Source organism: Maritalea sp. YIW29, from assembly GCF_057219265.1.
On record NZ_JBXVVF010000001.1, the window covers coordinates 331,689 to 343,918 of the forward strand.

Annotated in this window: 11 protein-coding genes; 10 read left to right on the top strand and 1 reads right to left on the bottom strand. The window is 49.7% G+C overall.

Annotated elements, in window-relative coordinates; translation table 11 throughout:
- Positions 1–24: 24 nt before the first annotated feature.
- Positions 25–2,412, top strand: a complete 2,388-nt coding sequence (locus AC2D8L_RS01655) for a 1-deoxy-D-xylulose-5-phosphate synthase N-terminal domain-containing protein (RefSeq protein WP_484683714.1) — start codon at positions 25–27, stop codon at positions 2,410–2,412.
- Positions 2,413–2,439: 27 nt separating this feature from the next.
- On the opposite strand, the gene AC2D8L_RS01660 is transcribed toward AC2D8L_RS01655, so the two are convergent.
- Entirely contained in the window at positions 2,440–3,201 is a 762-nt protein-coding gene (locus AC2D8L_RS01660) for a FadR/GntR family transcriptional regulator (protein ID WP_484683715.1), read from the bottom strand.
- A gap of 200 nt (positions 3,202–3,401) precedes the next feature.
- On the opposite strand from AC2D8L_RS01660, the gene AC2D8L_RS01665 reads away from it, so the two are divergent.
- The 9 genes from AC2D8L_RS01665 (at position 3,402) to arsH (ending at position 12,224) form a co-directional block, all read left to right on the top strand.
- Positions 3,402–5,210 (top strand): gamma-glutamyltransferase family protein, encoded by a 1,809-nt coding sequence (locus AC2D8L_RS01665; RefSeq protein WP_484683716.1) that lies wholly within the window; start codon positions 3,402–3,404, stop codon positions 5,208–5,210.
- A 129-nt stretch (positions 5,211–5,339) separates the two neighbouring features.
- Positions 5,340–6,458: an NAD(P)/FAD-dependent oxidoreductase gene (locus tag AC2D8L_RS01670; protein ID WP_484683717.1), complete on the top strand. Its 1,119-nt coding sequence runs from the start codon at positions 5,340–5,342 to the stop codon at positions 6,456–6,458.
- Positions 6,459–6,467: 9 nt separating this feature from the next.
- Complete coding sequence (locus AC2D8L_RS01675; RefSeq protein ID WP_484683718.1) at positions 6,468–6,815, top strand: RidA family protein; 348 nt, start codon at positions 6,468–6,470, stop codon at positions 6,813–6,815.
- 150 nt (positions 6,816–6,965) lie between these two features.
- Positions 6,966–8,624, top strand: coding sequence for an electron transfer flavoprotein-ubiquinone oxidoreductase (locus AC2D8L_RS01680; protein WP_484683719.1), 1,659 nt, complete (start codon positions 6,966–6,968; stop codon positions 8,622–8,624).
- 39 nt (positions 8,625–8,663) lie between these two features.
- Positions 8,664–9,044 carry a GFA family protein gene (locus tag AC2D8L_RS01685; RefSeq protein ID WP_484683720.1) on the top strand — a complete coding sequence of 127 codons (381 nt, stop codon included), beginning with the start codon at positions 8,664–8,666 and terminating at the stop codon, positions 9,042–9,044.
- A gap of 222 nt (positions 9,045–9,266) precedes the next feature.
- A complete protein-coding gene (locus AC2D8L_RS01690) occupies positions 9,267–10,667 on the top strand; it encodes an MATE family efflux transporter (protein WP_484683721.1) in 1,401 nt (466 codons plus the stop codon).
- Positions 10,668–10,727: 60 nt separating this feature from the next.
- Positions 10,728–11,081 carry an ArsR/SmtB family transcription factor gene (locus AC2D8L_RS01695; RefSeq protein WP_484683722.1) on the top strand — a complete coding sequence of 118 codons (354 nt, stop codon included), beginning with the start codon at positions 10,728–10,730 and terminating at the stop codon, positions 11,079–11,081.
- 1 nt (position 11,082) lies between these two features.
- Positions 11,083–11,487: an arsenate reductase family protein gene (locus tag AC2D8L_RS01700; protein ID WP_484683723.1), complete on the top strand. Its 405-nt coding sequence runs from the start codon at positions 11,083–11,085 to the stop codon at positions 11,485–11,487.
- Positions 11,488–11,519: 32 nt separating this feature from the next.
- Positions 11,520–12,224 (top strand): arsenical resistance protein ArsH, encoded by a 705-nt coding sequence (gene arsH, locus AC2D8L_RS01705; protein ID WP_484685136.1) that lies wholly within the window; start codon positions 11,520–11,522, stop codon positions 12,222–12,224.
- Positions 12,225–12,230 lie beyond the last annotated feature (6 nt).

A 12,230-nucleotide genomic window follows, 5' to 3' on the forward strand; every position in this document is an offset into this window, starting at 1 on the left:
CCTTTGCAAGCGAGGAGAAGCGCGATGAAAAACGAAATTGATCAGCTGAAGCAGTTGGAAAACCAAGTGTTATGGCTCGCCTGCTGGATGATCCACAACGCAAACCATCTCCGCAAAAAAGAAGATGGTGACGTTAAAGTTGGTGGACACCAGGCTTCTTCGGCTTCGATCGTTTCGATCATGACTGCGCTATATTTCCATGTGCTTCGCCCTGAAGACCGAGTGGCCGTAAAGCCGCATGCGTCGCCAATTTTTCACTCAATCCAATATTTGATGGGCAACCAAACGCGTGAGAAAATGGAAAATTTCCGCGGTTTTGGCGGGGTGCAAAGCTATCCAAGTCGCACCAAAGATATTGACGATGTTGATTTTTCAACTGGTTCAGTTGGCCTTGGTGTTGGGGTAACTGCGTTTGCCTCGATGATCCAAGATTACTTGCAGGCCAAGAAATGGGCAAAAGACAAGCCAATGGGCCGCATGATCTCGTTGATCGGCGACGCAGAAATGGATGAAGGTAACATTTTTGAATGTTTGCAAGAAGGTTGGAAACACGACCTGCGCAATGTCTGGTGGATTATCGATTACAACCGCCAAAGCTTGGATGGCGTTATCAAAGAAGGTCTTTGGGAACGGCTTGAAACCATTTTTAAAGCATTTGGCTGGGAAGTTGTGCGCATCAAACATGGTTCGCTGCAACGCGCTGCATTTGCTGAGCCAGGTGGCGACAAGCTGCGCGACTGGATCGATAGCTGCCCGAACCAGCTTTATTCAGCACTGACATTCCAGGGCGGTGGCGCGTGGCGCAAACGTTTGCTGGACGAAATCGGTGATCAAGGTGATGTGACCGCGTTGGTTGAAAAGCGCTCTGACGAAGAATTGTCAGCACTGATGAACAATCTTGGCGGCCAATGTATGGAGACGTTGGTAGAAGCGTTCGATAGTATTGACCACGACAAACCCACCATGTTCCTTTCTTACACAATTAAGGGTTGGGGCACGCCACTTGCGGGCCATAAAGACAATCATGCTGGCTTGATGACACCTACTCAAATGGAATTTTTCCGCAATAATGTTGGCGTGAAAACAGGCGACGAATGGGAAAAATTCGGCGCAATTGACAATGTTGAAGAAACCCAAAGCTTTCTGGATCAGGTGCCCTTCTTTGCGAAGGGGACGCGCCGCTATAAGGCGGAGGCCATTCCTGTCGGCGAGGGCATTAAGCTCACTGATCGCAACCAATCAACGCAGGCTGGTTTCGGTAAAATTCTTGATGCCATTGCCAAACGGGACGACAAGCTTGCAGAACGTATTATCACCACGTCTCCCGACGTTACTGTGTCCACCAATATTGGCGGTTGGGTAAACCGTAAAGGTTTGTTTGCGCGCGAAGTGATGGGCGATACGTTTAAAGACGAATCTATTCCGTCAGCTCAAAAATGGTCATTTTCACCAGACGGACAGCATATTGAACTCGGCATTGCGGAAATGAACTTGTTTCTGATGCTTGGTGCTGCTGGCCTTTCCCACGGCTTGTTTGGTGAGCGGTTGTTACCGGTTGGAACGGTTTATGATCCGTTCATTGCACGTGGTCTCGATGCTTTGAACTACGCCTGTTATCAAGATAGCCGGTTTATGATTGTTGGTACACCATCTGGGGTGACCCTTGCGCCTGAGGGTGGCGCGCACCAATCAATTGGTTCTCAACTGATCGGGATGAGCCAAGATGGTTTGGCTGCGTTTGAACCTGCCTATTTGGACGAATTGTCAGTGATTATGAACTGGGCGTTCGACTATATGCAGCGCGATGGTGAAGGCGACCCTGACGAGCGCACGTGGTTGCGTGACGAAACAGGTGGTTCGATCTATATGCGGCTTTCAACGCGTCCATTGGAACAACCTGTTTGGCGAGAAGATGACGCGTTTAAGCAGGGCGTAATCGATGGTGCATATTGGTGGCGCAAGCCCGGCGCAAATTGTGAAGTTGTTATTGCCTATCAAGGCGTCGTTGGTCCTGAAGTATTGGAAGCTGCGGGCCGCATTGGCGAAGATCGCCGCGATATCGGCGTTTTGGCCTGCACATCAGCAGATCGGCTAAATGCGGGGTGGACTGCCGCACAACGGGCACGTCGTCGTGGAAACGCAGGCGCAATGTCACATGTTGAGCGCATGTTGGCGGATTTGCCGCCACATTGCAAAATCATAACCGTAACAGATGGCCATCCAGCGACCCTTAGCTGGCTAGGTGCTGTGGCTGGGCATCAAACGGTGCCACTTGGCGTCGAGCACTTCGGACAAACTGGCACGGTTGGCGATCTCTATTCTCACTTCGGCATTGATGCAGATACTATTGTTTCTGTGGCGCAAAACCTCGTGGAAGGCCGTCCGCTACGTAATTTGCGAGTCGTGGTTTAATCCTGTTAGCGGCTCAAATGTTAGCCGCTACAACACTTCAGAACGTACTTCAGAAATATGCTGATGCATCGCTTGCCGCGCTGCGTCAGCATCGCGTTTTTCCAGCGCGTCGATTATGCGTTTATGGCCTTCGTTGGAAACGGTCTTGCGCCGTGCCTTTTCTGTGTCAGAAGATGCCGTTGGTAAAATATGCAAATTGATTTCGCGCAAGACGTCAAAAAGAAGTTCATTTCCCGTCGCAGCGGCAATTGCTTCGTGGAAAGAACGATCTAGTTTCTGTCCTTCGTCGAAATCTTCATTTGCTTCCAGCCGAGCGTCAAAATCCTTAATGACAGCAAGCTGTTCTTCGGTCGCCAATTCTGCGGCAAGCCCTGCAATTTGTGGCTCCAGCATGTCGCGCAGTTGGAACAGGTCAAATACTTTTCTTGTATTGCCTTTGGTCGAAAACCCGAGAGCGCGGACCAAATCGGCCTTGCTGGTCGCTTGAATATAGTTGCCGCTGCCCTGACGTGCAGCAAGTACACCTTGCTCCTGCATGACCCGTATAGCCTCGCGCAGCGAGTGTCGAGAAACTTTAAATAGCTCCGCGAGTTGTCGCTCCGGCGGCAACATATCGCCGGGTCCAAGCTTTTCTTCTTCAATGAGAATGCGGATCTTTGCCACCACGGTTTCATAAGCGCGCATGGTGGTGGCTTGGCTTGCGACGTTTGCTTGCTTGTCCGCCAGTGGAGCACCCTCGAGCGTGCTTTTGGGCGCATTCTTAGATGTATTCTTATCAATTACGGCCATGTTCAACCAATTCTTGTTGCTGATGTGATTTTAAGCGCGAAAAAGCCCGTAAAATCAACAGTGAATTGAAGCGAGAGCCAAGAAATTGGTTGATATCCTGAAGGTGAGGTGGTCCGCGAAACAATCTTTGAATTGGTACAACCATTTGTTGCATGATCGGAGAAACAGCTTAAAATGCCGCTTAAGTGTTTGGGGGGAATATGACTAATTTTACAACGCGTCCAGAAATTGTTGGCGATTTTGGTGTGGTTGCATCGACGCATTGGATTGCATCTGGGGTCGGCATGTCTGTTTTGGAGCGCGGGGGCAACGCGTTTGACGCGGCAGTGGCCACAGGGTTTACATTGCAAATTGTTGAACCTCATTTGAATGGCCCCGGCGGTGAAGTGCCGATGCTAATTGCGAAGGCAGGTGAAGCGCCACGTGTTGTTTGTGGTCAGGGCGTTGCGCCACAAAAAGCGACTTTTGAGGCCTACAAATCCCTAGGTCTCGATATTGTCCCCGGCACCGGATTTTTGTCGACCGTTGTGCCCGGCGCGTTTGACGCGTGGATGATGTTGCTGCTCGACTATGGAACGTTGCACTTGCGCGACGTTCTTTCATATGCCGTAGGCTATGCGCAAAACGGTGTGCCGTTGGTGCCAAATATCGTGGGCACCATATCAAAGGTGCAAACTCAGTTTAACGATCACTGGCCTAGCTCTGCTGAAGTGTTTTTGCCCGGCGGGAATGTACCCAAAGTTGGCAGTCGGTTTGCTAACCCGATCCTTGCGAAAACCTACATGCGGATTATCGAAGAGGCAGAAGCTGTTGGGGGAAATCGCGAGCAGCAGATTCAAAAGGCCCGTCGCGTCTGGCGCGAAGGGTTTGTTGCCGAAGCTGTCGACACATTCTTTACGCAGAATGAAGTGATGGATACGACGGGCCGGCCTCAACCCGGGTTTTTAACGGGCGCTGACATGGCCAGTTGGAGTGCTTCGTATGAAGAGCCCTTGAGTTATCACTATAAAGGCTATGATGTGCTCAAAACGGGCCCTTGGGGGCAGGGGCCTGCGTTCTTGCAGCAACTAGCATTGCTCAAAGCTCTTGATTTGGACGCAATGTCGCCTAATGATCCCGAATTTGTTCATGTTGTTATTGAAGCTTCAAAATTAGCATTTGCAGACAGGGAAGCGTTTTACGGCGACCCAGACTTTGTAGATGTGCCAATGGAAACCTTGTTGAGTGATGCTTACAATGATGAACGCCGAAAACTGATCGGCAAAGAAGCCTCAATGGAGTTGCGTCCAGGGCATATTGAGGGGGCTGGTGGACCAGTGGTCAATCGTCCTTTGGGTGAAACGGAAGAGGGGCGAAACAACAAAGATATTGGTGAGCCTACCGTGGCGCGATTTGATGAATTACCGACAGGCGCAGACGGTCGCACAAAAGGCGACACTTGCCACTTTGACATTATCGATCAGTGGGGAAACATGGCCACTGCAACGCCATCGGGCGGGTGGTTGCAAAGTTCTCCGGTTGTGCCGGGGCTCGGTTTTTGTTTGACCAACCGTGCGCAAATGTTCTGGCTGGATGAACGTTCACCTACGTGCATTGCACCGGGCAAACGTCCGCGCACAACATTGTCAGTTTCCATGGCGATGAAGGACGGGAAACCGGAAACAACTTTCGGAACCCCAGGCGGAGATCAGCAGGATCAATGGTCGTTGCACCACTTTTTGCGCTATGTGCATTTTGGGCAAAATCTACAAGAAGCGATCGACGCGCCGGGCTTCCATACCAATCATTTTCCAAGTTCATTTTATCCACGCGAGGCAGATGCTGGGCACCTTGTTGTTGAAGGGCGTTTCCCGAGTTCAACAGTGGATGAACTCAAACGTAAAGGCCATCGGGTGCAGGTTGATGGAGACTGGACCTTGGGCCGCATGACCGCTGCTTCAAAAACAGATGGTTTTTTAAGAGCCGGTGCCAATGCACGGTTTATGCAAGGGTATGCCGTTGGAAGGTAGTTTGTTTTCAGTGGTTTATCGTGAGTTGCGAAAAGCAAAATTCAAAGACTTAATCTGATGATTCATACTTGCTTTTTGCTTGATGGATAGCGATCATAGCTGCACTAGTTCGAATTGGTTTCTCTAAATATGAATCAGCAAGCAGATATTTTGGTGATTGGTGCTGGCATCGCTGGTGCTGGAGTTGCAGCGCAATTGGCGAAGTCAAAGCGCGTGATCATTTTGGATATGGAAGAGCGGCCCGGCTATCATTCGACAGGCCGATCCGCCGCGATGTTCGCGATGAATTATGGCAATGATCCAATTAAGAAGCTCAATAAAGCCTCTTGGGAAATGTTCCAAAACTTGCCTGCTGCATTTTTCCCGCACTCCGTTTTGTCGGATCGCGGTGTCCTGTATTATGCCAACGCGGACAGCAAACCGCATCTGGATGAGTTGGTTGCAAATGCTGATGACATTGAGTTTTTGTCTTCGGTTGAGGCCAAGAAACTAGTTCCAATTATTGATGAGAGTGAATGTGCTGGCGTTGGGTTTGAGCGCGAGGCAAAAGACTTGGATGTCGCTGCGCTGCATCAGGGTTGGCTAAAGGAAGCCAAAAAGAACGGCGCGTTGGTTATCTGCAATGCAGGCGTTACCACAGCAGAATTCGCAGACGGCGTTTGGCAGCTTGAAACGCCGCAGGGTGTTTTTGAAGCGCCGATTGTTGTTAATGCAGCCGGTGCGTGGGCAGATGAAGTGGCGCAAATGTTTGGGGTTTCGCCGGTCGGGTTGGTTGCCAAGCGACGTTCTATCGCGACCTTGCCATCGTCTCATCCTGAACAGTCACACAAATGGCCAATGCTGCTTAGTGCGGTCGAAGATTGGTACATGAAGCCGGATGCAGGCAGCTTTTTGGTTTCGCCGGCGGACGAAGACCCTGTTCCGCCCCATGATGTATTTGTGGATGATATGGTTTTGGCCGAAGGTCTATTCCGGTTTTCTGAAGCGACTACATACGAAGTTGCCCATGTCGAAGGCAGTTGGGCAGGGCTTCGGGTCTTTGCGCCCGACAAAACGCCGGTATGTGGCTATGCATCATCGGTTGAAGGATTTTTCTGGTTGGCAGGACAGGGCGGATATGGCATCCAGACGTCGCCCGCACTGAGTTTGTTGGCGGCGAAAATGGTTCTTGGAACAAGCTTGCCATCATTTGCTGATCAAGAATTGATAGACGATTTGTCGCCCGACCGGGCAACACTTACACAATAGGAAAAGATTATGAGCATTCAACGCATTAACCCCGGCACACGTATGAGCCAAGCTGTCGTTTTTGGCGATATGGTTTATCTTTCAGGCCAAGTTGGCAACGCTGGCGATAATCCTGCGGAGCAAACGAAAACCATCTTGGCGAATATCGACAAACTATTGGCCGAAGCTGGGACATCAAAATCGAATGTTCTGAAGGCTGAAATTTGGCTATCAAGCATGCAGTATTTCGGCGAGATGAATGCTGTTTGGGATGCGTGGATTGATCCAGCTAACCCACCAGCGCGTGCGACAGGCGAAAGCAAATTGGCAACGAGTGATTTCTTTGTTGAAATCATGATTACGGCTGCAAAAGTCTAGTCGGTAAGTTTTCGATGATACGATTTGGTGATCGTATTATGCGAAATGCTGATTTTGCACTTAGCTATTTTGTGTTTAGAACATCGCTAACATGAATTGAACGGCCCGCTACCAGTGGGCCGTTTTTGAGCATTTGTAAGGGGAATTGGAATGAGTGAAGTCGCACGCGAATCCATGGAATATGATGTGGTTATTGTTGGTGCGGGACCAGCAGGCCTGTCAGCAGCAATTCGCCTGAAGCAAATCGGTGGCGATGACATTTCTGTCGTTGTGCTGGAAAAAGGCTCAGAAGTTGGCGCGCATATTCTTTCCGGTGCGATCCTTGATGTTTCTGGCATCAACAAGTTGATCCCTGACTGGAAAGAAAAGGGCGCCCCAATCAAAACCGAAGTGACCAGCGATCATTTCAATGTGTTTTCTAAGTCTGGCGGCTTCACAATTCCGCACATTTTGATGCCGCCGCTTTTGTCCAACAAGGGCTGCTTCATCGTCTCGATGGGTAATGTCTGTCGTTGGCTAGCGGAACAGGCTGAAGAACTCGGTGTGGAGGTTTTCCCTGGATTTGCAGCCTCTGAGCTTGTTTATGGTGACGATGGCGAATTGGTTGGCGTTGTCGCGGGTGAGTTTGGGTTGAACCCAGATGGCACACAAAGTGACGGCTACGAGCCGGGTATGGAACTGCGCGGCAAATATGTCTTTTTGAGTGAAGGCGCGCGCGGGTCGTTGTCCAAGCAAGTCATTGCCAACTTTGAGCTGGACAAAGATGCCGATCATCCCAAATTCGGTTTGGGCATGAAGGAAATTTGGGAAATTGACCCGTCCAAACATAAGCTTGGGCATGTTGAACATTCCCTTGGGTGGCCTTTGGGCAGCGAAGCAGGTGGTGGATCTTTCATCTATCACCTTGAAGACAATCAAGTTTATGTCGGCTTCACTGTGCACTTGGATTATAAAAATCCATATGTGTTTCCTTACATGGTATTCCAACAATTCAAGCACCATCCACAAGTCGCCAAGCTGTTAGAGGGTGGCCGACGTACCGCTTATGGCGCACGTGTGATCGCAAGTGGCGGCATTCAGTCACTTCCTAAAATGGTTTTCCCGGGCGGTGCGCTTTTAGGTTGCGCTGCAGGCACGTTGAATTTTGCGCGCCTCAAAGGCAATCACAATGCGATGCTAGGCGGCATTGAAGCAGCAGAGGCCGCAGCGGCAGCGCTGAAAGCTGGCCGACAAGGCGATGAGTTAAGCGATTATGAGACCAATGTTCGCACCGGCGCAATCGCAAAAGAGCTAAACAAAGTGCGCAACGTCAAGCCGATGAGTTCCAAGCTCGGGGCCGTCTGGGGCACATTACTTGCTGGTGCAGACATGTGGTTTGCTTCGTTGTTTGGTACGCCGCTTTTTGGTACTTGGGGTCATGCAAAGTCTGATGCGATGGCAACGGAACCTGCTTCTCAACATCAAAAGATCGATTATCCAAAACCGGATGGAAAACTGTCTTTTGATCGTTTGACCAATGTATCGTTTAGTTTCACCAACCACGCCGAAGAACAGCCTTGCCACCTAAAATTGGCTGATCCGAACTTGCCGATAAGTCAAAATTTGGCCGAATTTGATGAGCCAGCACAAAGATATTGTCCTGCTGGTGTTTATGAGATTGTGGAGCAATCTGATGGGTTGGGGCCAAAATTTGTGATCAACTCCCAAAACTGCGTGCATTGCAAGACGTGTGATATTAAAGATCCTGCGCGCAACATAACTTGGGCGACACCGCAAGGTGGTGAAGGACCCAATTACCCAAATATGTAGCGGTCGCGAAATTATTGTCTGATCTGCTAGGAGAGAATTATGCACAGTGGAAGTTGTTTGTGTGGTGCTGTTGAGTTTGAAGTAACCGCAGAGCTGGAGGCGCCGGATGGTTGTCATTGTGATGCGTGTCGCAAATCAACAGGCCATTATTTGGTCTCAACAGATGTGCAGCAAGACAATTTGAAGATTAGCGGCGAGGAAAACATCAGCTGGTTCCAATCGTCTGAGAAAGTGCGACGTGGGTTTTGTTTGATGTGTGGTTCCACATTGTTTTTTGACGCGATCTTTAAAGATTGGATTGGTGTATCCATGGGCGCATTCGACAAGCCAACGGATACCAAAATGGAAAAGCATATTTTTACGTCTGAAAAAGGCGATTACTACGAAATCGCAGATGGCCTTCCTCAAAACGAAAAATAGTGACATCGACAAATTGGTCACAGCGCCAAATCGAAATTTCTAACTCCATAAGAATATCTTGCCAAATCAGTGAAGTGGTGCGAACCATATTGGTAAATCGCGACTTCTTCGCGTCGGCAATTGCATGTGTGGTTTTTCTGTTCGCTCTTCTTCGTTAATTCTAACGAACTTGCGTTTGAATGGTGAATAGCCTCTTGCCGGAAATTCTTATGAGGTGAGATAATGTCTGGGGCACAATCTGTTCAGGCGACGCAGCCAAGCTGGCAGCACGAAACAAAATCGACTTTGATTCTCGCGTGGCCCTTGATTGCTGCGCAAATCGCGCAAATTGGGTTAAGCACGACGGACGTTATTATGATGGGCTGGTTGGGCCCTGAATATTTGGCGGCCGGAACGCTTACAACGTCGCTCATGTTTTTGTTCTTAGTGTTCGGCATTGGCATTGTCACAGCAGTTTCGCCGATGATGGCGCAGGCCATTGGGCGTGAAGATTTTCGTTCTGTTCGACGGACGGTTCGGCAGGGCTTTTGGGTTTCGATTCTGTTTGCGTCAATTCTCGTGCCGTTCATTTTGCAGATTGAATGGATTTTTCAAATGCTGGGGCAGGACCCCGACTTGGGTGTGCTTGCTGCTACCTATATTCAGTTCGCTGCATTTCAGTTTTATCCGTTCTTGGTGTTCACCGTTTTGCGTGGCTTTTTGTCGGCACATGAGGACACGAAAATCGTGCTGATTGCCACGCTTATCGGCATTGTTGTCAACGGAATCGGCAATTATGCGCTTATGTTTGGCAATTTCGGATTTCCGCGGCTTGAATTGGCCGGTGCTGGCATTTCCACCATCCTTGTACATTCTGTGACCTTCCTATTTGGGTTGGGTTATGTGCTTGTTCGTCAGAAATATAGACATTACGAATTGCTGATCCGGTTTTGGCGTCCTGACTGGCCGCGCTTTGTCGAAATCATCAAAGTGGGTACGCCGATTGGTTTGATGCTGACCGCCGAAGTGGGCATGTTCAGTGTGGCGACGGTAATGATGGGATGGTTGGGTACTCAGGAGCTTGCGGCTCATGCTGTTGCGCTTCAATTGGCCTCGATTTCATTCATGGTGCCACTTGGCTTATCGCAGGCGACGACCATACGTGTCGGGCTGCAATATGGACGTGGATCGCGAGATGGTGTTGGCATTTCTGGCTGGACGTCAATTGTACTGGGTACCGGCTTTATGGCGATCACTTGCATGTTATTCGTGTTGTTTCCGGCGGCGTTTGTGACGCTATTCTTAGACCCTGCAAAACCTGAAAACATTGCGGTGTTTGGCTTGGCGGCTTCGTATCTTGCCGTTGCAGGTCTGTTCCAGTTGGTTGATGGGGCACAGGCTATGGCCGCGGCTTCACTTCGCGGATTGAGTGACACCAAAGTGCCAATGTACGCTGCTATATTTGGATATTGGATTATGGGTATGCCCATTGCATATTTGCTCGGGTTTGTTGTTGATCTGCGTGGCGTGGGGATTTGGCTTGGTTTGGCCGGGGGGCTGACGATTGTCGCCGTAATTCTAAATATTCGCTTCTTCCGTCGAGAGCGTTTAGGCCTTTTGGAACCACAAAAGAACCTTGACTAATTGAAGCCATTTTTCGAAGCAACTGTTGATCTGAATCCATATATCAATTAATCATGATATATGGATTCATTAAACGCAATTGGTGCCTTTTCAGCCCTTAGCCAGCAAACGCGGCTAGATGTTTTTCGCCTGCTTGTGAAGGCGGGCGGAAATGGCATGCCAGCGGGTGAAATTGGCGACGCACTTGATGTTCGCCAAAACACGATGTCGGCCAACCTCTCCATTCTTCTTAATTCTGGGCTTGTGCATAATAAGCGGGAGGGGCGTGTCGTTCGCTATTTTGCCGACTTCGAAGCTGTGCGCGGCCTTCTGTCATTTCTGATGCAGGATTGCTGTGGCGGACGACCTGAACTTTGCCAAAACCTGTTGGATGAAATTCCAAATTCTGAACACGATCTTTCTCAAGAGGACTAATATGAGTATCGTTATCCACCACAATCCGGGTTGTGGGACCTCTCGCAATGTTTTGGAAATCATTCGCGCGTTTGCTGAAGAGCCAGTTGTTATTGAGTATCAACAAACAGGTTGGACCCGCGGGCAATTGCTTGGCCTTTTCGCGGCTGCTGATTTGTCGCCGAAAGAGGCCTTGCGGGTGTCAAAATCACCAGCCGTGGAGCTCGGATTGACGCGCGATGACGTTACGGATGAAGAATTGCTTAGCGCGATGGTTGAGCATCCTGTGCTGGTCAACCGCCCAATTGTATGCACCAAAAAGGGTGTCGCCCTGTGTCGTCCATCGGAGCGCGTGTTTGAACTGATAGATGTGCCATCGGGTCAATCTTACACAAAAGAAGACGGTGAAGTGATTGTAGCGCCATGAGTGATGACATGAGCTACGACCGGAACGACGGAATGCCCAATCTCGTGGATGAGGAGCTCCAGCCCATTGATAAAGAGGCTTTGCGGCTTCCTGGAGAACCTGATCACGCGCCCAAAATTCTCATGCTTTATGGATCTTTGCGTGAGCGATCTTATTCAAGACTTCTCACCGAAGAAGCGGCCCGAATTTTAACATCCCTTGGTGCCGAGGTGAAGATATTCGACCCTAGGGATTTGCCGTTGGTTGACGAAGAAAACCAAGCGCACTCCAAGGTCCAAGAATTACGGAAGCTTTCGATTTGGTCTGAGGCGCAAGTTTGGTGTTCGCCAGAGCGCCACGGGGCGATGACCGGGGTAATGAAAACCCAAATTGATTGGTTGCCTTTGGCACCGATCGGCGGTTTTCGCCCAACCCAAGGCCGTACCTTGGCGTTGATGCAGGTTTGCGGTGGTTCTCAGAGCTTTAATACACTCAATCAAATGCGAATCCTCGGGCGCTGGATGCGCATGATCACCATTCCCAACCAATCTTCTGTGCCAAAGGCATTTACTGAATTTGACGATGATGGGCGCATGAAATCTTCGCCGTTTTACAATCGTGTTGTGGATGTGATGGAAGAATTGATGAAATTCACCATTCTTACCCGTGGGCGTTCCGCCTATCTGGTGGATCGATATTCTGAGCGGGTTGAAAGCGCCGAGGAATTGTCAAAACGGGTCAATATTCGTTCAATTTAGAAAAAT

Coding starts and splice junctions, on each gene's coding strand:
- AC2D8L_RS01665 (WP_484683716.1), top strand. CDS start 3,402: ATGACTAATTTTACAACGCGTCCAGAAATTGTTGGCGATTTTGGTGTG.
- AC2D8L_RS01675 (WP_484683718.1), top strand. CDS start 6,468: ATGAGCATTCAACGCATTAACCCCGGCACACGTATGAGCCAAGCTGTC.
- AC2D8L_RS01660 (WP_484683715.1), bottom strand. CDS start 3,201: ATGGCCGTAATTGATAAGAATACATCTAAGAATGCGCCCAAAAGCACG.
- AC2D8L_RS01670 (WP_484683717.1), top strand. CDS start 5,340: ATGAATCAGCAAGCAGATATTTTGGTGATTGGTGCTGGCATCGCTGGT.
- AC2D8L_RS01685 (WP_484683720.1), top strand. CDS start 8,664: ATGCACAGTGGAAGTTGTTTGTGTGGTGCTGTTGAGTTTGAAGTAACC.
- AC2D8L_RS01690 (WP_484683721.1), top strand. CDS start 9,267: ATGTCTGGGGCACAATCTGTTCAGGCGACGCAGCCAAGCTGGCAGCAC.
- arsH (WP_484685136.1), top strand. CDS start 11,520: ATGCCCAATCTCGTGGATGAGGAGCTCCAGCCCATTGATAAAGAGGCT.
- AC2D8L_RS01700 (WP_484683723.1), top strand. CDS start 11,083: ATGAGTATCGTTATCCACCACAATCCGGGTTGTGGGACCTCTCGCAAT.
- AC2D8L_RS01655 (WP_484683714.1), top strand. CDS start 25: ATGAAAAACGAAATTGATCAGCTGAAGCAGTTGGAAAACCAAGTGTTA.
- AC2D8L_RS01695 (WP_484683722.1), top strand. CDS start 10,728: ATGGATTCATTAAACGCAATTGGTGCCTTTTCAGCCCTTAGCCAGCAA.
- AC2D8L_RS01680 (WP_484683719.1), top strand. CDS start 6,966: ATGAGTGAAGTCGCACGCGAATCCATGGAATATGATGTGGTTATTGTT.